This window comes from Klebsiella sp. GW_Kp182 (assembly GCF_040062275.1).
In the GTDB taxonomy this organism is placed as follows: domain Bacteria; phylum Pseudomonadota; class Gammaproteobacteria; order Enterobacterales; family Enterobacteriaceae; genus Klebsiella; species Klebsiella michiganensis.
In genome coordinates, this window is record NZ_JBEAFQ010000010.1 from 25,889 (window position 1) to 52,186 (window position 26,298).

Consider the following 26,298-nt stretch of genomic DNA (forward strand, 5'->3'; position numbering starts at 1 on the left):
AAGACGTCAGACAATCTGTAAGGTGCCCTGGCGGAATTTGCGCTGGTAAACAACCGTTGTCAGGACAATCGGCACGACCACGGCGATAGCCATCGCCAGCGCGTAAACCTGCCAGTAGGTTGGCTGAATGGAGAGGATACCCGGCAGGCCGCCGACGCCGATGCCGTTGGCCATCACGCCGTTCAGTCCGCACAGCAGCCCGGCAAGACCGGAGCCGACCATCGCGCAGAGCATCGGGAAGCGGTATTTCAGGTTGATGCCGTACATGGCCGGTTCCGTCACGCCGAGGTAGGCGGAAATGGCCGCCGGAACGGAGATTTCGCGTTCGTTCTGCTTGCGGCTGGCGATGATGATTCCCACCACCGCCGATGCCTGGGCGATGTTGGACAGCGCGATCAGCGGCCAGACCGGCGTACCGCCCATGCTTTGAATCATCTGCATATCGATGGCGAGCGTGGTCTGATGGACCCCGGTAATCACCAGCGGCGCGTACAGGAAGCCGAACAGCGCGGCACCAATCGGCGCGAAGCTGCCGGTTAACAGATGACGCACGGCCCAGGCCACGCCGTCGCCAATCATGCGGCCAACCGGGCCGATAAAAGCGTGGGCGAGAAAGACCGCCAGGATCAGCGAACAGACCGGCACGATCACCAGATAGAGGTAGTCAGGCACGATGCGTTTCAGCCGCGTTTCGATAAAGCCGAGCGCCAGCCCCGCCATCAAGGCCGGGATCACCTGCGCCTGGTAGCCGACTTTCTCAATGGTGAACAGGCCGAAGTTCCATACTTCCGGCACCTGCTGGCCCAGCAGGTAGGCATTCATCAGCTGCGGAGAAACTAACGTAACGCCCAGCACGATGCCGAGGATTGGCGTGCCGCCCATTTTCTTTACCGCGGACCAGCAGATACCCACCGGCAGGTAGAAGAAGATCGCCTCGCCAATCAGCCACAGGAAGTCATAAAGGGTTTTCAGCGACGGGTGCATCTGCGCCAGCGTCTGGCCGTTGCTCATCGGCAGATCGCCGATCACGTTGCGGAAGCCTAAGATCAGACCGCCGCTGATCAGCGCAGGCAGCAGCGGGAAGAAGATCTCCGCGAAGTGTGAAATGAGCTGTTCATGCCACTTCATATTCTGCCGCGCGGCTTTCTTGGCTTGTTCTTTATCGGCGCTGGCCTGGCCGGTGGTCGCCAGCAGCACTTTATAGTAGTCACCAACCTCGGTACCGATCACCACCTGGAACTGACCGGCGTTGGTAAAGCAGCCCTTCACCATGCGGAGCTGTTCAATTTCTTTCGGTTTGGCAATGGCTGGATTATTCAGCACAAAGCGCAGACGGGTAATACAGTGGCTGACGGTGGCGATATTGTCGCGCCCGCCCACCAGTTCGATAAGTTTATCGATGTCCTGCTGATTCACTTTACTCATGATGAGGCCTCATGACCGAGGGGAGAGGTTGCATTTAACTTGCATTGGATCCTACTCGCTCCGTTTGAATTGCAAAATGGGAACGTTCCCGAAACCCAGCGAAGATCACATAAATCGTTAAGACAGGCTTAATTCAGTACGGCGGGAATCACGATTTGACGGGGTTCACGGTTTCCGGCGATCTGCTCGATCAGCTGCTGCGCCGCCTGGCGTCCGGACTCGGCGTAGCCGGGATCGACCGTCAGGATCTCCGGGTGGAGAAACTTCATCAGCGGCGTGCTGCCGACGCTGGCGAGCTGGAGACGATCGATTCCCTGCTGCTGGAGATATTTGCTGGCTCCCAGCGCGAGGGTATCGGTGGCGCAGACCAGCGCGCTGGTTTCAGCCGACAGCACGCCGGCGACGTTTTCGTAGCCCTGCTTCATGCCCAGGCCCGGCAGCGCGGCGAGGGGCGTGAGGTGTTTTTTCTGGCAGAAATCGAGGTAGGCCTGGTGGCGGCGTTGCCCGGTGGTGATGTCGCTGTGCGGCACGCCGAGGAAACTGATGTGGCGATGCCCGCGATCGTACAGGCGCTGCATCAGCATCCTGATCGATCCTTCATCGTCATAGCAGACGGAGGCGATGCCCGGCGCGTCGCGGGCCAGCAGCACCAGCGTCTCTCGCCACGGGGTGAGCATCTCTTCATGGATGCCGGTGAAACCAAACAGCACCACGCCGTCGATATTGCGCCGGGCGAGCATGCCGAGATGCTCCTCGACCAGCGCCGGGGAGAACTGGCTCTCCATCATAATCGGATCGTAGCCCTGAGCGTAAAAGGCGGGAAGCATGGTCTGTACGGCGAGGTTTTCCGACAGCGAATCCAGACGGGTGACGATGATCGCCACCACTTTATCGCTCTGGCCGCGCATCGCCCTGGCGGAACGTGAGGGCGAAAACCCGTGCTGCTGCATCACCGCTTCAACGCGCTCACGCGTGCGTTCGCTGACGCCACTTTCGTTGTTAAGCACGCGCGATACCGTCGATTTCCCGACGCCGCTTAAGCGTGCGATATCTTTGATGGTCAGCCGGTTTTGCATGCAGGGTTCTCGTTGTGGTCCGCTTAAAGTGAGCCTAATGCTACTCAACGAAACCACAATGAGCAAAGTCTGGTTTACGTCTGGTTTAGTTGCCCGGGGGTATTATCGCCATAATAGCCACAAATAGATTATCGGCGACGGTATAATTCGCGCCGTTTGTATTCATTTACCGGAGATTTTATGGACCCCGATCCCACTCCTCATCCTCGATGGAGCCCCCTTTTTTTCCGGTAAATCTGCGTAGCGCTGCTTTACCGGAAGCGTAAAGCAGCGATGTCTTTGACGTCCCTGCCATAAAAATAACATGCCTGACAGGTAAGGTTGACTCGCGCCTGTCGGTAGCCTGCGTTCGCTCGCGCGAGCGCGGAGGGACTGTTTATGTTTAAAAATTTTACCCGCCAGCTGTTTGCCCAGCTTGGTCGTCATTTACCGCGTCGTTTAGTACAACGCGATCCGCTACCCGATGCCCGCAATCTGGCGAGCGCGCCGATCCCGGACTCCCTCGGCAAGCAGTGCCTGGACGTGGCGGCAATGGATGAGAATGAAATCTGGCGCGCCTTCGCCAGCCATCCGGAAGGGCTAAATGCGGGCGAAGTGGCGCAGAAAATCGCGCAGTATGGCGAAAATCAGATCCCGGCGCAGAAGCCGTCGCCGTGGTGGGTGCATCTTTGGAGCTGCTACCGCAACCCCTTCAACCTGCTGCTGACCGTTCTGGGTATCGTCTCCTACTCAACGGAAGATCTGTTTGCCGCCGCGGTTATCGCCCTGATGGTGGGAATCTCCACGCTGCTGAACTTTATTCAGGAAGCCCGTTCAACTAAAGCGGCGGACGCCCTGAAGGCGATGGTCAGCAACACCGCGACGGTCCTGCGGGTGGTGAACGAACAGGGCGAGAGCCGCTGGTGCGAGCTGCCCATCGACCAGCTGGTGCCGGGGGATATCGTCAAGCTATCGGCGGGAGACATGATCCCGGCAGACCTGCGCGTCATTCAGGCGCGCGACCTGTTTGTCGCTCAGGCCTCGCTGACCGGTGAATCGCTGCCGGTCGAAAAAGTGGCCCGCACCCGCGACCCGCTGCAGGCAAACCCGCTGGAGTGCGACACCCTGTGCTTTATGGGCACCAACGTGGTCAGCGGTTCGGCGCAGGCGATTGTTTTCGCTACCGGCGGCGGCACCTGGTTTGGCCAGCTGGCTGGCCGCGTCAGCGAGCAGGAAAGCGAGCCGAACGCCTTTCAGAAAGGCATCAGCCGGGTCAGCATGCTGCTGATCCGCTTTATGCTGGTGATGACCCCGATCGTGCTGCTGATTAACGGCTACACCAAAGGCGACTGGTGGGAGGCGGCGCTGTTCGCGCTCTCCGTCGCGGTGGGCCTGACCCCGGAAATGCTGCCGATGATCGTCACCTCGACCCTGGCGCGCGGGGCGGTGAAGCTGTCGAAACAGAAAGTGATCGTCAAGCACCTCGACGCGATACAGAACTTTGGCGCGATGGACATCCTGTGCACCGATAAAACCGGCACCCTGACGCAGGATAAAATCGTGCTGGAGAACCACACCGATGCCTCCGGCAAGGTGAGCGAACGCGTGCTGCATACGGCCTGGCTGAACAGCCACTATCAGACCGGGCTAAAGAATCTGCTCGATACCGCGGTGCTTGAGGGCGTCGAGCTGGAGTCAGCGCGCGGGCTGGCGGAACGCTGGCAGAAAGTCGATGAGATCCCGTTCGATTTTGAGCGTCGCCGCATGTCGGTTGTGGTGCAGGAGCAGGACAACGTCCATCAGCTGATCTGCAAGGGGGCGCTGCAGGAGATCCTCAACGTCTCGACCCAGGTGCGCTATAACGGCGACATCGTACCGCTGGACGACACCATGCTGCGGCGCATCCGTCGCGTAACCGACACCCTCAACCGTCAGGGACTGCGCGTGGTGGCGGTGGCGACGAAGTACCTGCCCGCCCGCGAAGGCGACTACCAGCGCGCGGATGAGTCAGACCTGATCCTCGAAGGCTATATCGCCTTCCTCGATCCGCCGAAAGAGACCACCGCCCCGGCGCTGAAGGCGCTGAAGGCCAGCGGTATTACGGTCAAAATCCTGACCGGCGACAGCGAGCTGGTGGCGGCGAAAGTCTGCCATGAAGTGGGGCTGGACGCGGGTGACGTGGTTATCGGCAGCCAGGTTGAAGCGCTGAATGATGATGAGCTGGCCGAGCTGGCAAAACGTACCACCCTGTTTGCTCGCCTGGCGCCGCTGCACAAAGAGCGTATCGTGACCCTGCTGAAACGCGAAGGACACGTGGTGGGTTTTATGGGCGACGGCATTAACGACGCTCCGGCGCTGCGCGCGGCGGATATCGGTATTTCCGTCGACGGCGCGGTGGATATCGCCCGCGAGGCGGCGGATATCATCCTGCTGGAGAAGAGCCTGATGGTGCTGGAAGAGGGGGTTATTGAAGGCCGCCGGACCTTCGCCAATATGCTCAAGTACATCAAAATGACCGCCAGCTCCAACTTCGGTAACGTCTTCAGCGTGCTGGTCGCCAGCGCCTTCCTGCCGTTCCTGCCGATGCTGCCGCTGCATCTGCTGATCCAGAACCTGCTGTACGATGTCTCCCAGGTCGCCATTCCGTTTGATAACGTGGACGATGAGCAGATCCGTAAACCGCAGCGCTGGAACCCGGCGGATCTTGGCCGCTTTATGGTCTTCTTTGGGCCAATTAGTTCCATATTCGATATTCTGACGTTCTGCCTGATGTGGTGGGTGTTCCACGCCAACACGCCGGAACATCAGACCCTGTTCCAGTCCGGCTGGTTCGTGGTTGGCCTGCTGTCGCAGACGCTGATTGTGCATATGATCCGTACGCGGCGGATCCCGTTTATCCAGAGCCGCGCGGCCTGGCCGCTGATCGTGATGACGCTGCTGGTGATGGTGGTGGGGATTGCGCTGCCGTTCTCGCCGCTGGCGGGCTACCTGCAGCTTCAGGCGCTGCCGCTCAGCTACTTCCCATGGCTGATTGCGATCCTTGCGGGCTATATGACGCTAACCCAGATGGTCAAAGGCTTCTACAGCCGCCGCTACGGCTGGCAGTGAGCGAGGCGCTTTACGTGCAGAAACAACAAAGGCAGCCACGGGCTGCCTTTGTTCATACTGTCTACGATTAGCGACGAATGGCGATCGCTTCGATCTCAATTTTTACGTCTTTCGGCAGACGCGCCACTTCCACGCAGGAGCGCGCCGGGAAGGTGGCGTTGTGCTCGGTGAAGAAGGCTTCATAGGTGGCGTTAACGGTGGCGAAATCGTTGAGGTCTTTGACGAAAACGGTGGTTTTAACGATATCGCCCACTTTCAGGCCCGCGGCTTCGACGATAGCTTTCACGTTCTCCAGAGACTGACGCGCCTGAGCGGCGACATCTTCCGGCACGCTACCGGTTTTCGGGTCTACCGGGATCTGGCCGGAAGTGATGATCATGTTACCCAGATCAACGCCCTGAACGTACGGGCCGATGGCTGCTGGCGCATTTTCCGTCGCGATAGTTTTAGACATGAGTTCTCCTGAAATATGTGAATGTAATCTGACTGGCGTGGGTCATTATAAAGAGTGCTGGCTGCTTTATCATTAAGCAGGCCGCATTTTGCGAAGGAGAAAAGCGGATAACGCAGCGCGCTATCCGCATAAGGCGTGAGCCCGAAGGATGAAGTTAGTGGGTGACTTCCGTCCATGCTTTGGCCCAGTCAGAACCTATACCCGGTTCGAACTGAGTGGCGTACTGGCTCCACTGCACGCAGTAGCCGCTGTAGGGGAACGGGCGACATTGGTACACTTTGCCGTTTTTAGGCTGCATGACTTTCGTTCCCGCCTTATAGCTTTTCAGGTTATCCGGGAAGGTATAGTCGTAGTTCCCCGCAGGCGCAGGCGTCGGATCCGGCTGAACCGTACTCTCTTCCAGCATCAGGTCAATGACCCCCTGGCTGAGGGTGGCGCCCTGCGCATTGCTGGCTGAGTAGCGCAGCATATGATGACCTGCCTGAACGTTGGTCAGCGGAATAGATACCGTCAGGGAGCGATTATCTATCGTCTGCTGAATGCTCCCTTTCTGCGTGCCCGCATGGTCGTTGACGGTGGCGGTGAGATGCATTTTGCCGCTGGCCGTGGCGTTGAACGTCACCGTCGCTTTCCCGTTGGCGATTTTGGTTGCGTTAACGTTGGCGACGCTCAGGGATTCTTCCACGATATCGTCTGACTGCGACTCGGCGTAGGTCAGCGTAACGCTTTGAACGGTGCTGTCTTTTGGCACATACACCTGGTTAACGCCGTGGAGGGGGGTAATGTTGCCATCACTCCCTTTTACCCCGGCGCGCAGCTTGCCCTGGTGCGCGGTATTAATAGCTTCAGCCAGATCGTAAGACCACTGGCTGCTTTTTCCTTGCGCTTCGCTGGCGATGGTCAATTCCGTTTGTAGCGAATGAACTTCACCGCTCGCGTTAAAGAAATGGGCAATGACTTTATCTCCCGCATGGAGATCTTTCCCGCTAAGCTGGCCGGCGAGCTGCGTTGTCCAGAGGGATTCATTCTCCGTTTCATCGCTGGCGCCGCCGAAATCAACGTCAATGGCCTGATAAAAACTATTTGCCGTATCGGCAATTTCCCAGACGGCATAAATAACCTGATAGCCGGTGCGATCGGGTACATTACAGGAGTGCGTGACCTGTACAGCCGGCGTCGTGCCATTACCGTCGATTTGACAAAATGGCTTAGTTTCAAAATCGCTGCGCGTCAGCGGCTTATTTTGATCCCAGTTCTGTTTGGTAATGTAATAACGCCAGTTAGTCGTTCTATGCGGCGCAGAATGGTGCCAGACGAAATTATTTTTACCGCTCTTTATCGTGGTTTTCGCCCAGCGAGTCGGGCTCTGGCTATCTAGCTGCGAGAAGTTGCTTTTACCCGCGCTGGCCAGTTTACCATCAGGCGGCATTGCCCCTTCAGGAAAACCGCTCGCTTGCTCGACGCTTTGCGGTTCCCACTGCACCGAACCGCAGTCGGTGTTTTTCCCTAAATGACATTGGTACGCCCGACTTGGCGGCGATTCCACATAGCCGTGCGCCAATGCTGAGGAGGTAAATAATAATGTTGCTGTATATAACGATATTTTTTTCACTTTCATAATTCATCCTGTGAACATTGATTAAATAATGAAAAACGCACTGGAGTGTATGAAGGGGAAAATTCAGGTTCAATAGCAGTGATATTTAATGATTAATCTCATTGTTTGTTATTTTTAATTATGAGGCGTGTTGATGAGAAATTGATGAATGTTGATTATCTGACCCGTGGTCAGTGAGTTGACGGCCGTGCGGATGATTTAAATTATCGTTCAGGAGCAGTCCCGTTTATCGGGCTGCTCCTGATAAAACCTGGCGAATTTAATTTGCCAGCACGACATGATGTGAAAATTCTTTTTCACAATATTTGCACTTCAGCGCGATATCGTTTTCGCGTTTCTTCACCGCAAAGCTGGAGGACACCGGCTCGGCGTGGCTAATACAGTTGCTGTTCGGGCATACCAGCACGTTGTTAATACGGTCCGGCAGATTCGGTCGGGATTTACCGACGACTTCATACTCATCAATGCGGTTTACCGTGGCCTGCGGCGCGTACAGGGAGAGCTGGTTGACCTGCTCGTCGGTCAGGAAGGTGTTCTCAATTTTGATCAAATCTTTGCGGCCCATTTCGCCTGACGGCAGGTTCAGGCCGATGGTGATGCGCTGATCCGTTTCGGTCAGTTTGAACAGGGTCAGCAGCTTAAAGCCGACCTGCGCCGGGATATGGTCGATAACGGTGCCACGTTTGATGGCTTCTACCTGTAATTTATTGTCGTGTGTCATCTCTTTTCCCCTTACAGTGCCAGATCGCTATTCAGTACCAGCGCCAGTAACGCCTGGCGCGCGAAGATGCCGTTACCCGCCTGCTGGAAGTACCAGGCGTGCGGCGTTTTATCGACATCGGTGGTGATTTCATCAATGCGCGGCAGCGGATGCAGCACCTTCATGTTCGCGCGCGCGCCTTCCAGGTCGGCGGCGCGCAGGACGAACTGCGCCTTCACGTTGGCATATTCCGACGGGTCGAGGCGCTCTTTCTGCACGCGGGTCATATACAGAATGTCCACCTCTTCCATCACCTCTTCAATGGCGCTATGCAGGCTCCAGGCAATGCCTTTTTCGTCGAGCATGTCGAGGATGTACTGCGGCATGGCCAGCGCGTCCGGGGCGATAAAGTAGAAGCGGTTGCCGTTAAATTTCGCCAGCGCCTGGGTCAGGGAGTGAACGGTGCGGCCATATTTCAGGTCACCCACCATCGCCACGTTAAGATTTTCCAGACGGCCCTGGGTCTCCTGAATGGTGAACAGATCCAGCAGGGTCTGCGTCGGATGCTGGTTCGCGCCGTCGCCGGCGTTGAGTACCGGAATACCGCAGGAGAACTCGGTCGCCAGACGCGCCGCGCCCTCCTGCGGGTGGCGCATGACGATGGCATCGACATAGGTGCTGATGACCGAGATGGTATCGGCCAGGGTTTCGCCTTTTTTGCCCAGCGAGGTGTTGCTGCTGTCTGAGAAACCGACCACGCTGGCGCCCAGGCGGTGCATGGAGGTCTCAAACGACAGGCGGGTGCGGGTCGACGCTTCAAAAAAGCAGCTGGCGATCACTTTATGCTTGAGCAGCTCCGGCTGCGGATTGGCTTTGAGTTTTGCTGCGGTTGCCAGTACCAGTTCAAGGTCTTCGCGGCTGAGATCGTTTATGGAAATGATATGTTTTTGATATAGCGGGTTAGCCATGTTTATCTCCTGACGCCTGGGCAAAAAAAAAGCCCCTTAAATAAGGGGCTTTACGAATACGGATGCAACGGAAAGAAAAAACGGCAGGCCAGCGTCTGTTTTCAGACGCGGTAAGACGCGATATCGTACACACTGAACCATAATTCCTCCCGGCAAAACGGGTGGCATTATACGCAGCTCATATTTCGGATCAAGCGATTAATCCACAAACAGGTAAACGTTTGCCTGGGGAATCATGCGTTAACGCAAAAAACCCGCAAAAAGAGGTGGTATGGCAGTCGGATGGGGGGTATAAACGCGAAATGAAAAGCTGTTTTATATTTGAGGGCTATTATGATCGTTGGAAATATTCACCATCTGCAAAGCGGGTTGCCGGCGTCTCTGCGTGAGGCGATCGAACATGTTAAAGCGCATGTCACCGACGCGACGCCGCTGGGTAAACATGATATTGACGGCAACAACCTGTTCTATCTCATTTCCGAAGATACCACCGAGCCGATGGCCGACCGCCGCGCCGAGTATCACGCCCGCTACCTGGACATCCAGATTGTACTGAAAGGCCAGGAAGGAATGACCTTTAGCGTTCTCCCTGCCGGCGCGCCGGATATCGACTGGCTGGCGGAGAAAGACATCGCTTTCCTGGCGGAGGGGGCGCAGGAAAAAACCGTCATCCTCAGCGAAGGCGACTTTGTGGTGTTCTATCCCGGTGAAGTGCATAAGCCGCTGTGCGCCGTGGGCACGCCGGCGAAGGTGCGCAAAGCGGTAGTGAAGATGCTGATGGCGTAAAAAATACCCCGGGCTGCGGCTGGCGCCTTGCCCGGGCTACAGATCCGCGCGGTTTGGGGGCGGGTAGCCCGGATAAGCGCAGCGCAATCCGGGGAAATATCGCGGGAACGCTTACTTACCCAGCGTCGCCACCATCACCGCTTTGATGGTATGCATGCGGTTTTCCGCCTGGTCGAAAACGATGCTCGCCGCGGATTCAAATACCTCGTCGGTGACTTCCATACCGCCGTGCAGGCCGTACTCCGCCGCCATCTGTTTGCCGAGCGTGGTCTGGTCGTCGTGGAACGCGGGCAGGCAGTGGAGGAATTTCACCTGCGGATTGCCGGTCAGCGCCATCATCTCGCTATTTACCTGATACCCGCGCAGCAGCGCGATACGCTCCGCCCACTTCTCTTTGGCTTCGCCCATCGATACCCAGACGTCGGTATAGATAAAGTCCGCGCCCTTCACGCCCGCCGCAATATCTTCGGTCAGCGTAATATTGCCGCCGTTTTTCTGCGCCAGCGCCCGGCACTGCTCGACCAGCTTCTCTTCCGGCCAGCAGGCGGTTGGCGCGACCAGACGCAGATCCAGCCCGGTCAACGCGGCGGCTTCGAGCATGGAGTTGCCCATATTATTCCGCGCGTCGCCGGCGTAGACCAGGGTCATCTGATTAAAGGCTTTGCCCGGCAGATGCTCCTGCATGGTCAGTAAGTCCGCCAGCAGCTGGGTGGGGTGGAATTCGTTGGTCAGGCCGTTCCATACCGGAACGCCGGCATACTCGGCCAGGGTTTCAACCACTTCCTGGCCGTGGCCGCGATATTGAATACCGTCGTACATGCGCCCCAGCACGCGGGCGGTGTCTTTAATCGACTCTTTATGGCCAATCTGGCTGCCGCTGGGGCCGAGCCAGGTGACGCGAGCGCCCTGGTCAAATGCGGCAACTTCGAAAGAGCATCGGGTGCGGGTAGAGTCTTTTTCGAAGATGAGCGCGATGTTTTTGCCGGTGAGATGCTGAATTTCAATATTGTTTTTCTTATCAGCTTTAAGCCTGGCCGCCAGCTCAAGCAGAGCGGTGATTTCGGCGGGGGTAAAATCGAGCAACTTTAAAAAATGCTTCTGATAAAACGCGGACATGGTTCCCTCACATGGCTTAAGCCATTTGTTGAATTAAAATTCACTTTATATGTATGAATATTCATTTGCAACCCCGTGTCATAAATCTTTCGCTCAGAAGGTGGAGGCAATCACGGCGGTATGTGACAATAGAAGCATCCGCGACACATTATGAGGAACGAGCCATGGCAAACCCGGAATTACTGGAAGAACAGCGTGAAGAAACGCGCCTGATTATTGAAGAGCTGCTCGAAGACGGCAGCGATCCTGACGCGCTGTACACCATTGAGCATCATCTCTCTGCCGATGATTTCGAAACGCTGGAGAAAGTGGCGGTCGAGGCCTTCAAGCTGGGCTACGAAGTGACTGAGCCGGAAGAGCTGGAAGTCGAAGAGGGCGATACCGTGATTTGCTGCGATATTCTCAGCGAATCCGCGCTGAATGCCGAGCTGATTGACGCCCAGGTTGAGCAGCTGATGACCCTGGCGGAAAAATACGACGTTGAATACGACGGCTGGGGCACCTACTACGAAGATCCGAACGGGGAAGACGAAGAAGGTGACGACGACGAAGATCTGGTTGATGAAGACGATGACGGCGTTCGCCACTAAGTAGCAGAGGTATACGGCGGTGCGGTATGCCGCCGTATAGCAAGGAATTTTAATGGATTACCCGCAAATACTCGCCCCGATTTTAAGCTTTCTGCATTGCCCAACTCCTCAGGCGTGGATTGATGAAGCTCGTAAACCGGAAAACCTCCCGCTGCTGTTGACCGACCATATGGTGTGCGAGCTGAAAGCGGCGCAAAACGCTATGCTGCTGGTGCGTCGATACGTCGCGGATAAAGCGGACGCGGATGAGCTGCTGGCCTGCCTGAAGCCGTATGAGGACTTCACCTACCGCTGGGGCCCGGAGCCGGATTTCGTCGCGCTGCATAAGCAGATAAATAAAAGCGCCATGCCGCAGACCGACGATCCCTGGGGACGTCAGCTACTCGACAGCATGATTCTGCTGATCAAAGAGGAGCTGCATCACTTCTGGCAGGTGAGGGAAATCATGCTTTCCCGCGAAATCCCGTACGTCAAAATCACCGCCAGCAACTATGCCCGCGGGCTGCGCCGGGAAGTGCGTTCTCACGAACCGGTCATGCTGATCGATAAACTCATCTGCGGAGCCTATATTGAAGCCCGCTCCTGCGAGCGTTTTGCCGCGCTGGCGCCATGGCTGGATGACGATCTGCAGAAGTTTTATCTGTCGCTGCTGCGTTCCGAAGCGCGCCACTATCAGGACTATCTGGATTTAGCGCAGAGAATCGCCCAGGACGATATCAGCGAACGCGTGCGCCAGCTTGGCGAAGCGGAAGCGGCGCTTATTAACGCGCCTGAAGCGGAGTTTCGTTTTCACAGCGGCGTGCCCGCCTGAGCGTCAGGCCGCCGCTTCACCGCCGCGGCCTGACGATCCATTACAGATTGGCGTTTTTGTCTTTCTCTGCCGTCGCGGCGGCTTTGGGCGCGCCGAGGGTCGCTTTAAACCAATTCACCACCCGTTCAATAACCGGCTTCTGATACCAGCTGTCATCGCCGTGCTCCGCGCCCGCCAGCAACACGTAATCAGCCGGGTTGCCCTCCTTTTTCAGCGCGCGATAGAGCTGTTGACTTTGTACCGGTGAAACCAGGGTGTCGGCGCTGCCGTGCATAATTAAAAACGGCGGCTTTTTACCGCTGATATGGCCCATCGGGCTGGCCGCCAGGGCTTTTTGCGGATCGCTGTCAATCGTCGCTCCCGGCCAGTCGCGAAAGGCGCTACCGTGTACCAGCAGTGCTTCAGTGACCGCCGGCGACTGGTGCACTTTTTGAATCGCCTGCGGAAAACCTTCGCCGATATTCAACAGGTTCGAAATACCGTACAGCGTGGCGGCGGCCTGCACGTCCGAGGATTGCGCCAGGTTATCGCCACGATCGAACGTTTTGTCACCGTTGGTGAGCGCCAGCATCTGCGCCATATAGCCGCCTGCGGAATCCCCCAGCACGCCAATACGCGACGGGTCTATACCGTATTCCGCGGCATGTTCGCGCAGATAGCGAACGGCGGCTTTACCATCGATAACCGGGGCCGGAAAGGTGTCGGGAACCGTACGGTATTCCGCCGCCGCGACGACGAATCCCGCCGCCGCCAGCGCCATACGCATCTCGATAAACTTATTCCAGGCCGCGCTGGTGAAACCGCCGCCGGGGAAATAGATGATTGCCGGTTTCAGATCGCCGTTACGCGGTACCAGTAAAGACATATGCAGCTGACGAACGGCGACGGTGCTTTTTACCTGGCTATAAACGATATCGTTGAGCGCATCGATACGGCCCCGGGTTTTTTCCACGCGAATGACCTGAGCGCCTTCGGTATTGCCAGCAAGTTCGCCGGCGTTAACGCAGGAAGCCATGCCGGCAAGCAGCAGGCCGCCGGTGAGCAGGAGGGGGAGTTTTTTCATGATGTTCTATCCTGAGCAAAGCCTGCCGCGGCGGCAGGCGAAAAGATCCAATGCTCGAAGAGTGTATTAGCGAAAGCGGGCGGTGAATAACGCTCTTTTTGCATGAAAACCATGCATTTTTTCGATTAATCAACGTCGCCGTTTTGCGGGCGCTACAGCACTTTCAACATCCTGACTTCGCAGTCAACGTGGCCGGTGCAGCCCAGCGGCTCAGCAATATGCTCGAAGCCGAGGTGCTCATATAAACCGACCGCTTCTTTCAGGAAGGCGGTGGTTTCCAGATAGCAGCGTTTGAATCCCTGCTCGCGGGCGTAATCAAGGGCCATCAGCGCCAGCTTTTTCGCCAGCCCCTGGCCGCGCGCGGAGGTCATAAAATACATTTTTTGTAGTTCGCAGATATCGGGCTCGCTGCAGGAGAGCGGTGCCACGCCGCCGCCGCCCACCACTTCACCATTCTGCTCAACGACCCAATAGGCGGAACCCGGCTGGCTATAAAGCTCATAGAGTTCATCCAGATTCGGATCGGCTACCGTATAGCCTTTGTCGGCGGTCAGACCATATTCAGCGGAGACCTGGCGGATAACAGCGGCAATCGCCGGATTATCATTAGCCGTGATGCGGCGCAGGGTTAGCGGTAGGGTTGCGCTCGTATTCATGTGAAGACTCATTGCAAAATAATGACGGATAATGTTGTTAATAACACTGCGGGAGGGGAGAGTGCAAGCGAGGATCTTTCACAGAAAACGCCCCTTATCCGAATGGATAAGGGGCGAGTGAATTACAGCGCGGCGATAATCGCCTGCTGCTCAATCAGCTTCGCTTTTGCTTCCGCGTAACCTTCCAGCTTCTCACGCTCTTTGGCGATCACCGCTTCCGGCGCGCGCGCCACAAAGCCTTCGTTGGAGAGTTTGCTTTCGATGCGGCCAATCTCGCCTTCGATTTTGGTCACCTCTTTAGCGAGGCGCGCCAGCTCATCTTCTTTATTGATAAGGCCAGCCATCGGGATCAGCAGCTCGGCGCCGTCGATAATTTTGGTCACGGAAACCGGACCTTTATCATCGGCAGGCAGCACGGTGATGCTTTCCAGACGCGCCAGGTTCAGCAGGAAGCTGCGGTTGTCGTTCACGCGACGAATCGCGGCTTCGCTGCAGCCGCGCAGCAGCAGCTCCAGCGGCTTACCTGGGGCGATGTTCATTTCCGCACGGATGTTACGCACGGCGACGATCGCCTGCTTCAGCCATTCGGTATCGGCCAGCGCCGCTTCGTCAACCTGAGACGCATCGTACTGCGGGAACGGCTGCAGCATGATGGTATCGGCAGTGATACCGCAAATGACCTTCACGCGCTGCCAGATGGTCTCGGTGATGAACGGAATAATTGGGTGCGCCAGGCGCAGCAGACCTTCCAGAACGGTCACCAGCGTGTGACGGGTGCCGCGCAGCTCAGACTCGGAACCGCCGTTCATTACCGGCTTGGTCAGCTCCAGATACCAGTCGCAGAACTGGTTCCAGGTGAACTCGTACAGAATGCCTGCGGCAATATCGAAGCGGAAGCCGTCCAGCGCCTCGCGGTAGGCTTTGATGGTCTGGTTGAATTCCGCCAGGATCCAGCGGTCCGCCAGCGACAGGGTCATCTCGCCGCCGTTAAAGCCGCAATCCTGATCTTCGGTATTCATTAGCACAAAGCGGCTGGCGTTCCACAGCTTGTTGCAGAAGTTACGGTAACCTTCCAGACGCTTCATATCCCAGTTGATATCGCGGCCGGTAGAGGCCAGCGCCGCCAGGGTAAAGCGCAGGGCGTCGGTACCGTGCGGCTCAATGCCGTTCGGGAACTGCTTCTCGGTGCGTTTGGCGATTTTTTCCGCCAGCTGCGGCTGCATCATGTTACCGGTGCGTTTTTCCAGCAGCTCCGGCAGGGAAATGCCGTCGACCATATCCAGCGGGTCGATAACGTTGCCCTTCGATTTGGACATCTTCTGGCCTTCGTCATCGCGGATCAAACCGGTCATATAGACGGTTTTAAACGGCACCTGCGGCTTGCCGTTTTCATCTTTGATGAAGTGCATGGTCATCATGATCATGCGGGCAATCCAGAAGAAGATGATGTCGAAGCCGGAAACCATCACGCTGGTCGGGTGGAACTGACGCAGGGCATCGGTGTTTTCCGGCCAGCCGAGGGTGGAGAAGGTCCACAGCGCGGAGGAGAACCAGGTATCGAGAACGTCTTCGTCCTGGCGCAGCGCCACGTCGGCGCCCAGGTTATTTTCCTGACGCACTTCGTCTTCGGTGCGGCCAACGTAGACGTTGCCGTCGTTGTCGTACCATGCCGGGATGCGGTGACCCCACCACAGCTGGCGGGAGATACACCAGTCCTGAATATCGCGCATCCAGGAGAAGTACATGTTTTCGTACTGCTTCGGCACGAACTGGATGTCGCCGTTCTCCACCGCTTCAACCGCCGGTTTAGCCAGCACGTCGGCGCGGACGTACCACTGGTCGGTCAGCATCGGCTCAATTACCACGCCGCCGCGGTCGCCGTACGGGACGGTCAGATCGTGCGGTTTTATCTCGTCCAGCAGGCCCAGGGCGTCGATAGCGGCAACCACCGCTTTACGCGCGGCAAAGCGCTCCAGCTTCTGGAACTCCGCCGGGATGGCGTTTGAGTAGACATCGGACTCGTTGCCTTTGGTGTCGTAAACTTCCGCGGTTTCGCGGATGTCGCCGTCAAAGGTCAGGATGTTGATCATCGGCAGCGCATGACGCTTGCCCACTTCATAGTCGTTAAAGTCGTGCGCCGGGGTGATCTTCACGCAGCCGGTGCCCTTTTCCATATCGGCGTGTTCATCGCCCACAATCGGAATGCGGCGGTCAACCAGCGGCAGGATCACGAATTTGCCGATAAGGTCTTTATAGCGCGGATCTTCCGGGTTAACGGCCACGCCGGTATCGCCCAGCACCGTCTCCGGACGGGTGGTGGCGACGACCAGATAATCTTTACCGTCAGCGGTTTTCGCGCCGTCGGCCAGCGGATAGCGGATATGCCACATCGAGCCTTTAGACTCGCGGTTTTCCACTTCCAGATCGGAGATGGCGGTGCGCAGTTTCGGGTCCCAGTTGACCAGGCGCTTACCGCGGTAGATCAGATCTTCTTTGTACAGGCGGACAAAGACTTCTTTTACGGCGTTGGACAGGCCTTCGTCCATGGTGAAGCGCTCGCGCTCCCAGTCCACGGAGTTGCCCAGGCGGCGCATCTGACGGGTAATGGTGCCGCCGGATTCCGCTTTCCACTGCCAGATTTTATCGATAAAGGCGTCGCGACCGTAGTCGTGGCGGGTTTTACCTTCTTCGGCGGCAATCTTACGCTCAACCACCATCTGGGTAGCGATGCCCGCGTGGTCGGTACCGGCCTGCCACAGGGTGTTTTTACCCTGCATGCGCTGGTAGCGAATCATGGTATCCATGATGGTTTGCTGGAAGGCATGACCCATATGCAAACTGCCGGTGACGTTCGGCGGCGGGATCATGATGCAGAAACTTTCCTGGCTTTCGTCGCCATTGGGTTTGAAATAGCCCTGCTTTTCCCAGTGCTCGTAAAGCGGCTGTTCGATATCTTGGGGGTTGTATGTCTTTTCCATTATTTCCAGGTTGCCGTGTTCAGGTTGAAACCAGCCATGCGGTACGCTTTATAGCGTTCGCGCGCCAGTTGTTTCAAAGAATCTTCATAAGGGACGAAGTCTATCACTTCTGTGAAAGCGGTGGCAAAATCTGCAAAGTTTAGCCGCAGGCTAATCAGAATATCCCGCGGGCTGCTGTTGCGCTTTTGCGGCCAGGCAATCTCCACCGGCGCGCCGCCGCGCGGACCTTCTCCCGCCAGATTATGCGGAACGAAACTTTCCGCGGGTCGAGCCCAGAGCGCTTCGTCCAGACGAATGGCCTGCTGCTCATCTTCACAGGCGATGAGTACCCGCTTGCCGCTGCGCCAACGTTCTGCGGCAATGTCACACACCAGTTGTTCAACGGCGCTCAGGCCGTCTTGTTGCGTATCATTGTCCAGAAGATAGAACGTTGCGTTTTTCATATATGGGGCTTCTTGTGGTGACTTTAAATGCTTAAGCCGGGCGGCGCTACGCTGACCCGGCCTATAAACGGCATCTTTTCGTTGGCCCGGCAAGCGTAACGCCACCGGGCATCAGACGGCAATTACTCTTCGCCGGTAAATCCGGCGCGATTAAGCAGGAACTGCGACAGCATTGCCACCGGACGACCGGTCGCGCCTTTGGCTTTCCCGGAACGCCACGCGGTACCGGCGATATCCAGGTGCGCCCAGTTGTACTTGCGGGTAAAGCGCGCCAGGAAGCAGCCCGCGGTAATCGCCCCGCCGGGACGGCCGCCGATATTGGCCATATCCGCAAAGTTAGACTCCAGCTGCTCCTGGAACTCGTCGCCAAGCGGCAGACGCCATGCGCGATCGCCCGCCAGTTCGGACGCGCCGATCAGCTCGTGGGCCAGCGGGTTGTGGTTCGACATCAGACCGGTGATGTGGTGGCCCAGCGCAATCACGCAGGCGCCGGTCAGCGTGGCCACGTCGATAACGGTTTCCGGCTCGAAGCGCTCAACGTAGGTCAGCACATCGCACAGCACCAGACGCCCTTCGGCATCGGTGTTCAGCACTTCCACCGTTTGCCCGGACATCGTGGTCAACACGTCGCCTGGACGATAGGCGCGGCCGCCCGGCATGTTTTCACATCCGGCCAGCACGCCGACAACGTTCAGCGGTAGCTGAAGTTCGGCAACCATACGCATCACGCCGTACACCGCCGCCGCGCCGCACATGTCGTATTTCATCTCGTCCATGCCTTCGGAAGGCTTGATGGAGATGCCGCCGGAGTCAAAGGTCAGACCTTTACCCACCAGCACGATAGGGCGCGCGTCTTCCGCCGGGTTACCTTTATATTCGATAACCGACATCAGCGATTCATTTTGCGAACCGTTGCCGACCGCCAGATAGGAGTTCATTCCCAGCTCTTTCATCTGCTGTTCGCCGATAACGCGGGTAATGACGTTCTTACTGTAGGTATCGGCCAGCTGGCGCGCCTGAGAGGCCAGATAGGCGGCGTTACAGATGTTTGGCGGCATATTGCCGAGATCTTTCGCCGCTTTGATGCCGGCAGCAATCGCCAGACCGTGCTGAATAGCGCGTTCGCCGCTGGTCAGCTCGCGACGGGTTGGGACGTTGAAGACCATTTTACGCAGCGGGCGACGCGGCTCGCTTTTGTTGGTTTTCAACTGGTCAAAGCTGTATAGCGTCTCTTTGGCGGTCTCGACCGCCTGACGCACTTTCCAGTAGTTATTGCGGCCTTTGACGTGCAGCTCGGTCAGGAAGCAGACGGCTTCCATTGAGCCGGTATCATTCAGCGTATTGATTGTTTTCTGAATGACCTGCTTGTACTGACGTTCATCCAGCTCGCGCTCTTTGCCGCAGCCAATAAGCAGAATGCGCTCTGACAGAATGTTCGGCACATGGTGCAGCAATAAAGTCTGGCCAGGTTTGCCTTCCAGCTCGCCGCGACGCAGCAGGGCGCTGATATAACCGTCGCTAATTTTATCAAGCTGTTCGGCGATGGGGGAGAGGCGACGTGGTTCAAAGACGCCGACCACGATACAGGCGCTCCGCTGCTTCTCCGGGCTACCGCTTTTTACACTGAACTCCATGCACTATGCTCCTGAATCTTAAAGACAACAGTGGTGGCTACAGATATACTCGTCGTCTTTCAAGTTGCAGATGCGTTGGCTGCGCCTGCTCACCCCTGTCACTTACCTGATGTAAGCTCCGGGGCTTCACAGTCTTGCCGCCTGCCTGCAACTCGAAATCCATAGAGTATAGAAATTGAAAGCTTTCGTAACTCATGTCCGCTGTTGTGGTGACTTCGTGTTAATCTTAACGTTATTACGGCCTTGGTTCGTCAGAAAAGATCCTGATACGCAGAACCAGCGAGTCATTTAATCTTAGCGATGTTTTCGACGACCAAAGAGAATAAATGACGTTTAAGCCATGAAACAAGCAATTTTCCTGCAATAAAACGGGTTTTTACGGGCGTATTTATAGTGATAATCATAAGATATCTGGTTCGTGAGACGCTGAAAAGCCAGTTGGCGATCCTATTCATCCTGCTGCTCATTTTCTTTTGTCAGAAACTGGTCAGGATCCTCGGCGCCGCTGTTGATGGCGATATCCCGACAAATCTGGTGCTCTCGCTGTTAGGGCTGGGCGTACCTGAAATGGCGCAGCTTATTCTGCCCCTGAGTTTATTCCTCGGGCTGCTGATGACGCTGGGCAAACTGTATACCGAAAGCGAAATTACGGTGATGCACGCCTGCGGCCTGAGTAAAGCCGTGCTGGTGAAAGCCGCCATGATCCTGGCGCTCTTTACGGGCGTCGTCGCGGCGGTCAACGTGATGTGGGCCGGCCCCTGGTCTTCTCGGCACCAGGATGAAGTGCTGGCGGAAGCGAAAGCGAACCCCGGCATGGCGGCGCTGGCTCAGGGCCAGTTCCAGCAGGCCAGCGACGGCAGCGCGGTGCTGTTTATTGAGAACGTCAACGGCAACCGCTTCAGCGACGTTTTCCTTGCTCAGCTGCGGCCGCGAGGCAACGCGCGCCCGTCGGTGGTGGTCGCGGATACCGGCGAGCTCTCGCTGCGTAAAGACGGCTCGCAGGTGGTGACCATGAATCAGGGCACCCGCTTTGAAGGCACCGCGATGCTGCGCGACTTCCGCATTACCGACTTCAAAAACTATCAGGCGATAGTCGGCCATCAGGCGGTGGCCTCCGACCCGAACGATACCGAGCAGATGGATATGCGCACCCTGTGGCATACCGATACCGATCGCGCCCGGGCGGAGCTGCACTGGCGCTTCACGCTGGTGGCAACGGTGTTCATCATGGCCCTGATGGTGGTGCCGCTCAGCGTGGTGAACCCGCGCCAGGGCCGCGTGCTGTCGATGCTGCCGGCGATGCTGCTCTATCTGGTGTTTTTCCTGCTGCAAACGTCGATTAAATCGAGCGGCGGTAAAGGCAAAATGGATCCGATGGTCTGGATGTGGGCGGTAAACCTGCTCTATTTCTCGTTGGCCGTGCTGTTGAACCTGTGGGATACGGTGCCGATGCGCCGCTTCCGTGCCCGTTTTAACAAAGGAGCGGCGTGATGCAGGCGTTTGGGGTACTTGACCGTTATATCGGTAAGACGATTTTCAATACCATCATGATGACCCTGTTCATGCTGGTTTCCCTCTCGGGCATCATCAAGTTTGTCGACCAGCTGAAAAAGGCCGGGCAGGGCAACTATGATGCGCTGGGGGCCGGAATCTACACGATTCTCAGCGTGCCGAAAGATATCCAAATCTTCTTCCCGATGGCGGCGCTGCTCGGCGCGCTGCTGGGGCTGGGGATGCTGGCGCAGCGCAGCGAACTGGTGGTGATGCAGGCTTCCGGCTTTACCCGTTTGCAGGTGGCGCTGTCGGTGATGAAAACCGCGATTCCGCTGGTGCTGCTGACCATGGCGATGGGCGAGTGGGTTGCCCCGCAGGGCGAGCAGATGGCGCGTAACTATCGTGCTCAGCAGATGTACGGCGGTTCGCTGCTTTCCACTCAGCAGGGGCTATGGGCGAAAGACGGCCATAACTTTGTGTATATCGAGCGGGTAAAAGGCAACGATGAGCTGGGCGGGGTGAGCATTTACGCCTTTAACGACCAGCGCCGCTTACAGTCCGTTCGCTATGCCGCTTCGGCAAAGTTCGACACTGAGAATAAGCTCTGGCGGCTGTCGCAGGTGGATGAATCCAACCTGACTGACCCGAAACAGGTCACCGGAACGCAGACGGTCAGCGGGACCTGGAAGACCAACCTGACGCCGGACAAGCTCGGCGTGGTGGCGCTGGACCCGGACGCGCTGTCCATCAGCGGCCTGCACAACTATGTTACCTATCTGAAGTCCAGCGGTCAGGATCCGGGCCGCTATCAGCTCAATATGTGGAGCAAAATCTTCCAGCCGCTGTCGGTGGCGGTGATGATGCTGATGGCGCTGTCGTTTATCTTCGGCCCGCTGCGTAGCGTACCGATGGGCGTCAGAGTGGTGACCGGGATCAGCTTCGGCTTTATCTTCTACGTGCTGGACCAGATTTTCGGCCCGCTCACCCTGGTGTACGGCATTCCGCCGATTATCGGCGCGCTGTTGCCGAGCGCCAGCTTCTTCTTGCTGAGCCTCTGGCTGATGATGCGTAAAACCTGACGTCACGCGCCCCCTTTCTGAATTCAGAAAGGGGGCTTTTTTTAGCGTTTCCGCCCGCCAAGTAAGCTTCCCAGCATTCCCCTGACTATCTGGTTGGTGACCTGACGCACCGCGCTCCTGGCCGCCGTTTGCACAATGCCGTCGCGTTTGCCGCCGCGCGGCCCGGTGGTGCCGAACAGAATGTCTTTGAGCCCGCCGAGCAGACCGTCGTCATCGCCGTTTTGCTGGCCTTTTGCGGGCGGTGATTGCTGCTGCTCCGTTGTGCTCTGAACGCCCTGTTGCAGCATTTCAAAGGCCGATTCACGGTCGATCTCTTCTTCATATTTTCCGTACAGCGCCGAGTGGTTAAGCAGCCCGTTACGTTCGTCATCGGTGACCGGCCCCATACGCGAGCAGGGTGCGATAACCATCGCGCGTTCCACTATCGAAGGGCTGCCTTTCTCATCAAGAAAGGAGATCAGCGCCTCGCCGGTGCCCAGCTCCTGGATCGCCTGTTCGGTACTGAACGCGGGATTCGCGCGCATGGTCTGCGCGGCGGTTTTTACCGTTTTTTGGTCTTTCGGCGTGAAGGCGCGCAGGGCGTGCTGCACGCGATTACCCAGCTGACCGAGAACCGCATCGGGAATGTCCGCCGGGTTTTGTGAAACAAAATAGACCCCGACGGCTTTAGAACGAATCAGGCGAATGACCTGCTCGATTTTATCCAGCAGCACCTGCGGCGCATCGTTAAACAGCAGATGCGCTTCATCAAAGAAAAAGACCAGCTTTGGCTTCTCCTGGTCACCGGCCTCCGGCAGGCGTTCGTAAAGCTCGGAGAGCATCCACAGCAGGCTGGCGGCGTACAGCTTCGGCATCTGGTAAAGCTTTTCGGCGCTCAGGATATTAATCACCCCTTTACCCTCAGCGTCGACGCGCATCCAGTCCTGGATATCGAGCATAGGTTCGCCGAAAAAGTGCTCCGCGCCCTGCTGCTCCAGGGTTAATAATCCGCGCTGAATCGCCCCAACGGAGGCGCTGCTGATGTTGCCGTACTGGTTCTGAAACGCTTTGGCGTTGTCGCCAATGTATTGGGTTATGGCGCGCAGGTCTTTAAAGTCGAGCAGCAGCAGCCCGCGATCGTCGGCGATACGGAAGATGATATTCAGCACCCCGTACTGAACCTCATTGAGGTTGAGCAGGCGAGCCAGCAGCAGCGGCCCGAGATCGGAAACCGTGGCGCGAACCGGGTGGCCTTTTTCGCCAAAAATATCCCATAGCACCACCGGATTGGCGTGCGGCTGCCAGTCCGTTGCGCCGATTTTTTCCAGACGCGCCTGCAGCTTTTCCGAACTTTGGCCCGACTCGGCGATACCGGTGAGGTCGCCTTTCACATCGGCCATAAATACCGGAACGCCGATTTCCGAGAAAGACTCCGCCAGCTTTTGCAGAGTGACGGTTTTACCGGTCCCCGTGGCGCCGGTAATCAAGCCGTGGCGGTTGGCCATAGCGGGCAGTAAATGCAGCTGTTTATCCAGCGTGCGTGCAATCAGCAGAGGTGAGCTCATGAGCGATTTCTCCATTTATCCTGCTGCGAGTATAGGCAACCTGATAGCAAAAGGAGGGAAATCACGCACACCTTCGCTTATTCACGTCAGGCGCAGTGGCGCTGAATTAACGCGATGCTCTGCTCGATTTCGCGGCGGATATCGTCTTCGCTCCAGTTTGCCAATTCCGGCGCGAAGGGTTCGAACGCATACACGCCCTGATAGCCGCGCGCCTCCAGGTTTTTGACCTGCTCGCAGCTTTGCAGCTGGTCTTTTGCGGTCAGCATGATGCGCTCATTGTCGGTAAGGGCTTCGCGCGGGCGGGTATCCTCTACGCCGGAAAGATGGACCAGACCGATTTCGCCGATATCCACCTGGTTAAACTCCTGCTCCGCCTGCGGATAAAGATGATGATGGAAGGTATCTATCAGCAGCTTAAACGGCACCCGCGCGTCGTGGATCAGCGTTTGCGCCTGCGCCGAGGAGCGGAGCGAGCTCTGCGGGAAACCGAGCGGCTCCACCAGCCCCTGAATACCGTAGAAGGCGAATAGCGGCGCCAGGTCACGCAGGGCGTTAAGGGTTTCGCTCGCCGGAACCTCGGTACCATCGTTCAGCGGGCACAGCACCAGCGATTTGGCACCAACGGCTTTGGCTTCTTTCAGCAATGACTCCGTCAGGCTACGAACCTCTGCGGTGCGGCAGTTGAAGGGGTAGACCGCATTGATAGTGAGGATCTCGATATGGTAGCGGTCAGCCAGCTCCCGCACCTGCTGGTGGCTCAGGTCGTCGGTTACTTTTCCGCTGGGGAGGTCGTTACGTAGCTCGACTTTGTTCAGCCCCAGGCTGTTCACCAGCCGGAAAAAGGCCTCAATGCTGAGTGACGGGGCGATCTTGCGGTTGATGCAGAAACGTTGCGATGCAATAGCCATTTTGACTCTCCAGAAATGTAGGGATCGGATTCGTTCGAATGCCTCATAGTCAAAACATTTATTCCAAAATTAGCAATGTATGAAATGGTGATTTTTTGAGCCGACTCGCAAAATATTTTTCTGCTGCGTTTTAAAGGGCACGGGTTGCAGGTGGCGCTAAAGCTCAACTCTTTTTATCGTGCTTTAGTCCGCAAGCCGGCAATTTCTTACACGAAATTGCGACCATCATCACCAAAATAGAATTTCACTAGTCATCAATATTGAAATATTAATTTCATTTTACTACGGTTACAGCACAGCAGATCCAGTAATGGGCCGTACTGCGTTGGCCCCCGATACCCCATACAGATGAGGCGAGAGCATGACTATCACAGGAAACTTTATTGGCGGGAAAACCGTTACCAGCGGCAGCAGCAAAACAATGCCGGTTTTCGACCCCGCGACGGGCAAAGTGGTCCGCGAAGTCACGTTATCGACCGCGCAGGAAGTCTCTGACGCCATTCAGGTGGCGCGTGATGCTTTTGAAAGCTGGTCGCGCACCACGCCGCTGCGCCGCGCCCGCGTGATGTTCAATTTTAAAATGTTACTGGAACAGCACGCTGAAGAGCTGGCGGGGATTATCGTCAGCGAACACGGTAAAGTGTTTTCCGACGCGATGGGGGAGCTGACGCGCGGCATGGAAGTCGTTGAGTTTGCCTGCGGTATTCCGCACCTGATCAAAGGGGAGTTCTCATCGGATGTCGGCACCGGCGTTGATAGCTATTCTCTGATGCAGCCGCTGGGCGTGGTAGCGGGCATTACGCCGTTCAACTTCCCGGCGATGGTACCGATGTGGATGTTCCCGCTGGCGCTGGCCTGCGGCAACAGCTTTGTCCTGAAGCCGCCAGCGCTGGCGCCTACTGCCGCGGTGCGTCTGGCGGAATTGCTGAAACAAGCGGGTCTGCCGGATGGCGTCTTTAACGTCGTGCACTGCAGCAACGAAGATGCCGAGCAGCTATACCGGGACCCGCGGATCGCGGCGGTAAGCTTTGTCGGATCTTCCGGCGTGGCGGAGCATATTTATAAAACCGCCAGCGCTTATGGCAAGCGGGTACAGGCGTTTGGTGCGGCGAAAAACCACGCGATTGTGATGCCGGATGCCGATCTTGATGCCACCGTGAATGCCATTATGGGCGGCGCGTTCGGCTCGGCGGGCGAGCGCTGCATGGCGCTGCCGGTGGTGGTTGCCGTGGGTGATGAAACGGCGGATAAACTGATTGCGCGCCTGAAGCCGCTGGTGGAATCCCTGAAGGTTGGGCCGGGCTGTATGCGCGGAAAAGAAGAGAACGAAATGGGGCCGGTCGTCTCCGATACCCATCAGAAAAAAGTGCTGGGATATATTGATAAAGGGGTTAGCGAGGGGGCGACGCTGGTGGTTGACGGACGCAAGCCGCAGGTGCCCGGGTTTGAAGAGGGATACTACGTCGGCGGAACGCTGTTCGACAACGTCACGCCGGAGATGACTATCTGGCGCGAAGAGATTTTTGGCCCGGTGCTGGGGATTGTTCGCGTGGCGGATTACCACAGCGCGCTGGAGCTGGTGAACAGCCATGAGTTCGGCAACGGTAGCGCCGTCTTTACCAGCAACGGCCACACCGCGCGTGAATTTGTCCATGATGTCCAGGCCGGAATGGTTGGGGTCAACGTACCGGTACCCGTTCCAATGGCCTTCCATAGCTTTGGCGGCTGGAAACGCTCCGTATTCGGCGCACTGAACGTCCATGGCCCGGACGGCGTGCGCTTCTATACGCGTATGAAAACCGCCACCGTCCGCTGGCCGCAGGGTCAGCAAACCGTATCTGAATTCAGTATGCCGACGTTAGGCTAAT

Annotated in this window: 22 protein-coding genes; 7 read left to right on the forward strand and 15 right to left on the reverse strand. The window is 57.1% G+C overall.

The features are described 5' to 3' along the window. Positions 1–6: 6 nt before the first annotated feature. Together treB and treR are read right to left on the reverse strand one after the other, a co-directional pair. Positions 7–1,425 carry a PTS trehalose transporter subunit IIBC gene (gene treB, locus ABLU88_RS12060; RefSeq protein WP_348836604.1) on the reverse strand — a complete coding sequence of 473 codons (1,419 nt, stop codon included), beginning with the start codon at positions 1,423–1,425 and terminating at the stop codon, positions 7–9. 128 nt (positions 1,426–1,553) lie between these two features. Beyond that, entirely contained in the window at positions 1,554–2,501 is a 948-nt protein-coding gene (gene treR / locus ABLU88_RS12065; RefSeq protein ID WP_014227667.1) for a trehalose operon repressor TreR, read from the reverse strand. 378 nt (positions 2,502–2,879) lie between these two features. Here treR and mgtA point away from each other — a divergent pair, with 378 nt between their 5' ends. Beyond that, complete coding sequence (mgtA, locus tag ABLU88_RS12070) at positions 2,880–5,588, forward strand: magnesium-translocating P-type ATPase (protein ID WP_348836606.1); 2,709 nt, start codon at positions 2,880–2,882, stop codon at positions 5,586–5,588. A 67-nt stretch (positions 5,589–5,655) separates the two neighbouring features. Here the strand turns inward: mgtA and ridA are convergent, their stop codons facing one another. The 5 genes from ridA to ABLU88_RS12095 all read right to left on the reverse strand — a co-directional run bounded on the left by ridA (position 5,656) and on the right by ABLU88_RS12095 (position 9,469). Next, positions 5,656–6,042 (reverse strand): 2-iminobutanoate/2-iminopropanoate deaminase, encoded by a 387-nt coding sequence (ridA, locus tag ABLU88_RS12075; RefSeq protein ID WP_009652347.1) that lies wholly within the window; start codon positions 6,040–6,042, stop codon positions 5,656–5,658. Positions 6,043–6,196: 154 nt separating this feature from the next. Beyond that, positions 6,197–7,660: an N-acetylglucosamine-binding protein GbpA gene (gene gbpA / locus ABLU88_RS12080; RefSeq protein WP_049079512.1), complete on the reverse strand. Its 1,464-nt coding sequence runs from the start codon at positions 7,658–7,660 to the stop codon at positions 6,197–6,199. Positions 7,661–7,919: 259 nt separating this feature from the next. Continuing rightward, positions 7,920–8,381: an aspartate carbamoyltransferase regulatory subunit gene (gene pyrI / locus ABLU88_RS12085; RefSeq protein WP_004098115.1), complete on the reverse strand. Its 462-nt coding sequence runs from the start codon at positions 8,379–8,381 to the stop codon at positions 7,920–7,922. An 11-nt stretch (positions 8,382–8,392) separates the two neighbouring features. Further along, positions 8,393–9,328 (reverse strand): aspartate carbamoyltransferase, encoded by a 936-nt coding sequence (gene pyrB, locus ABLU88_RS12090; RefSeq protein WP_348836609.1) that lies wholly within the window; start codon positions 9,326–9,328, stop codon positions 8,393–8,395. A 36-nt stretch (positions 9,329–9,364) separates the two neighbouring features. Continuing rightward, entirely contained in the window at positions 9,365–9,469 is a 105-nt protein-coding gene (locus tag ABLU88_RS12095) for a pyrBI operon leader peptide (protein WP_348836611.1), read from the reverse strand. A 192-nt stretch (positions 9,470–9,661) separates the two neighbouring features. Here ABLU88_RS12095 and ABLU88_RS12100 point away from each other — a divergent pair, with 192 nt between their 5' ends. Then, positions 9,662–10,114, forward strand: a complete 453-nt coding sequence (locus ABLU88_RS12100) for a YhcH/YjgK/YiaL family protein (protein WP_014227671.1) — start codon at positions 9,662–9,664, stop codon at positions 10,112–10,114. Between the two features lie 111 nt (positions 10,115–10,225). On the opposite strand, the gene argF is transcribed toward ABLU88_RS12100, so the two are convergent. Beyond that, the gene (gene argF, locus ABLU88_RS12105) at positions 10,226–11,230 is read right to left on the reverse strand and encodes an ornithine carbamoyltransferase (protein WP_014227672.1); all 1,005 of its coding nucleotides are present in this window, start codon (positions 11,228–11,230) and stop codon (positions 10,226–10,228) included. Between the two features lie 164 nt (positions 11,231–11,394). Here argF and rraB point away from each other — a divergent pair, with 164 nt between their 5' ends. Together rraB and miaE are read left to right on the forward strand one after the other, a co-directional pair. After that, the gene (gene rraB / locus ABLU88_RS12110; RefSeq protein WP_004098122.1) at positions 11,395–11,820 is read left to right on the forward strand and encodes a ribonuclease E inhibitor RraB; all 426 of its coding nucleotides are present in this window, start codon (positions 11,395–11,397) and stop codon (positions 11,818–11,820) included. A 52-nt stretch (positions 11,821–11,872) separates the two neighbouring features. After that, complete coding sequence (gene miaE, locus ABLU88_RS12115) at positions 11,873–12,631, forward strand: tRNA isopentenyl-2-thiomethyl-A-37 hydroxylase MiaE (RefSeq protein WP_014227673.1); 759 nt, start codon at positions 11,873–11,875, stop codon at positions 12,629–12,631. A 40-nt stretch (positions 12,632–12,671) separates the two neighbouring features. Here the strand turns inward: miaE and ABLU88_RS12120 are convergent, their stop codons facing one another. The 5 genes from ABLU88_RS12120 to pepA all read right to left on the reverse strand — a co-directional run bounded on the left by ABLU88_RS12120 (position 12,672) and on the right by pepA (position 19,405). After that, complete coding sequence (locus tag ABLU88_RS12120; RefSeq protein ID WP_025107460.1) at positions 12,672–13,694, reverse strand: alpha/beta hydrolase; 1,023 nt, start codon at positions 13,692–13,694, stop codon at positions 12,672–12,674. Between the two features lie 152 nt (positions 13,695–13,846). Beyond that, positions 13,847–14,350, reverse strand: coding sequence for a GNAT family N-acetyltransferase (locus ABLU88_RS12125; protein ID WP_004098126.1), 504 nt, complete (start codon positions 14,348–14,350; stop codon positions 13,847–13,849). 122 nt (positions 14,351–14,472) lie between these two features. Continuing rightward, on the reverse strand, positions 14,473–17,328 hold the full coding sequence (locus ABLU88_RS12130) for a valine--tRNA ligase (RefSeq protein ID WP_004098127.1): 2,856 nt from the start codon (positions 17,326–17,328) through the stop codon (positions 14,473–14,475). Beyond that, positions 17,328–17,771, reverse strand: coding sequence for a DNA polymerase III subunit chi (holC, locus tag ABLU88_RS12135; RefSeq protein WP_004098129.1), 444 nt, complete (start codon positions 17,769–17,771; stop codon positions 17,328–17,330). Before holC ends, ABLU88_RS12130 begins: the two co-directional genes overlap by 1 nt. Before the next feature lie 122 nt (positions 17,772–17,893). Then, positions 17,894–19,405 carry a leucyl aminopeptidase gene (gene pepA / locus ABLU88_RS12140; protein ID WP_004098131.1) on the reverse strand — a complete coding sequence of 504 codons (1,512 nt, stop codon included), beginning with the start codon at positions 19,403–19,405 and terminating at the stop codon, positions 17,894–17,896. A gap of 393 nt (positions 19,406–19,798) precedes the next feature. On the opposite strand from pepA, the gene lptF reads away from it, so the two are divergent. Further along, positions 19,799–20,896, forward strand: a complete 1,098-nt coding sequence (gene lptF / locus ABLU88_RS12145; RefSeq protein ID WP_025107461.1) for an LPS export ABC transporter permease LptF — start codon at positions 19,799–19,801, stop codon at positions 20,894–20,896. After that, positions 20,896–21,978: an LPS export ABC transporter permease LptG gene (gene lptG / locus ABLU88_RS12150; protein ID WP_014227676.1), complete on the forward strand. Its 1,083-nt coding sequence runs from the start codon at positions 20,896–20,898 to the stop codon at positions 21,976–21,978. The genes lptF and lptG overlap by 1 nt, the downstream gene beginning before the upstream one ends. 41 nt (positions 21,979–22,019) lie before the next feature. On the opposite strand, the gene ABLU88_RS12155 is transcribed toward lptG, so the two are convergent. Continuing rightward, positions 22,020–23,522: a helicase HerA-like C-terminal domain-containing protein gene (locus tag ABLU88_RS12155; RefSeq protein WP_348836613.1), complete on the reverse strand. Its 1,503-nt coding sequence runs from the start codon at positions 23,520–23,522 to the stop codon at positions 22,020–22,022. Positions 23,523–23,608: 86 nt separating this feature from the next. Then, complete coding sequence (locus tag ABLU88_RS12160; protein ID WP_032747679.1) at positions 23,609–24,430, reverse strand: TIM barrel protein; 822 nt, start codon at positions 24,428–24,430, stop codon at positions 23,609–23,611. A 361-nt stretch (positions 24,431–24,791) separates the two neighbouring features. Between ABLU88_RS12160 and ABLU88_RS12165 the strand changes: the two genes are divergently transcribed. Beyond that, complete coding sequence (locus tag ABLU88_RS12165) at positions 24,792–26,297, forward strand: CoA-acylating methylmalonate-semialdehyde dehydrogenase (RefSeq protein ID WP_014837226.1); 1,506 nt, start codon at positions 24,792–24,794, stop codon at positions 26,295–26,297. Position 26,298 lies beyond the last annotated feature (1 nt).

Bases quoted from the DNA above. Each gene is read 5' to 3' on its own strand.
- treB (WP_348836604.1), bottom strand. From the start codon at position 1,425: ATGAGTAAAGTGAATCAGCAGGACATCGATAAACTTATCGAACTGGTG.
- treR (WP_014227667.1), bottom strand. From the start codon at position 2,501: ATGCAAAACCGGCTGACCATCAAAGATATCGCACGCTTAAGCGGCGTC.
- mgtA (WP_348836606.1), top strand. From the start codon at position 2,880: ATGTTTAAAAATTTTACCCGCCAGCTGTTTGCCCAGCTTGGTCGTCAT.
- ridA (WP_009652347.1), bottom strand. From the start codon at position 6,042: ATGTCTAAAACTATCGCGACGGAAAATGCGCCAGCAGCCATCGGCCCG.
- gbpA (WP_049079512.1), bottom strand. From the start codon at position 7,660: ATGAAAGTGAAAAAAATATCGTTATATACAGCAACATTATTATTTACC.
- pyrI (WP_004098115.1), bottom strand. From the start codon at position 8,381: ATGACACACGACAATAAATTACAGGTAGAAGCCATCAAACGTGGCACC.
- pyrB (WP_348836609.1), bottom strand. From the start codon at position 9,328: ATGGCTAACCCGCTATATCAAAAACATATCATTTCCATAAACGATCTC.
- ABLU88_RS12095 (WP_348836611.1), bottom strand. From the start codon at position 9,469: ATGGTTCAGTGTGTACGATATCGCGTCTTACCGCGTCTGAAAACAGAC.
- ABLU88_RS12100 (WP_014227671.1), top strand. From the start codon at position 9,662: ATGATCGTTGGAAATATTCACCATCTGCAAAGCGGGTTGCCGGCGTCT.
- argF (WP_014227672.1), bottom strand. From the start codon at position 11,230: ATGTCCGCGTTTTATCAGAAGCATTTTTTAAAGTTGCTCGATTTTACC.
- rraB (WP_004098122.1), top strand. From the start codon at position 11,395: ATGGCAAACCCGGAATTACTGGAAGAACAGCGTGAAGAAACGCGCCTG.
- miaE (WP_014227673.1), top strand. From the start codon at position 11,873: ATGGATTACCCGCAAATACTCGCCCCGATTTTAAGCTTTCTGCATTGC.
- ABLU88_RS12120 (WP_025107460.1), bottom strand. From the start codon at position 13,694: ATGAAAAAACTCCCCCTCCTGCTCACCGGCGGCCTGCTGCTTGCCGGC.
- ABLU88_RS12125 (WP_004098126.1), bottom strand. From the start codon at position 14,350: ATGAATACGAGCGCAACCCTACCGCTAACCCTGCGCCGCATCACGGCT.
- ABLU88_RS12130 (WP_004098127.1), bottom strand. From the start codon at position 17,328: ATGGAAAAGACATACAACCCCCAAGATATCGAACAGCCGCTTTACGAG.
- holC (WP_004098129.1), bottom strand. From the start codon at position 17,771: ATGAAAAACGCAACGTTCTATCTTCTGGACAATGATACGCAACAAGAC.
- pepA (WP_004098131.1), bottom strand. From the start codon at position 19,405: ATGGAGTTCAGTGTAAAAAGCGGTAGCCCGGAGAAGCAGCGGAGCGCC.
- lptG (WP_014227676.1), top strand. From the start codon at position 20,896: ATGCAGGCGTTTGGGGTACTTGACCGTTATATCGGTAAGACGATTTTC.
- ABLU88_RS12155 (WP_348836613.1), bottom strand. From the start codon at position 23,522: ATGAGCTCACCTCTGCTGATTGCACGCACGCTGGATAAACAGCTGCAT.
- ABLU88_RS12160 (WP_032747679.1), bottom strand. From the start codon at position 24,430: ATGGCTATTGCATCGCAACGTTTCTGCATCAACCGCAAGATCGCCCCG.
- ABLU88_RS12165 (WP_014837226.1), top strand. From the start codon at position 24,792: ATGACTATCACAGGAAACTTTATTGGCGGGAAAACCGTTACCAGCGGC.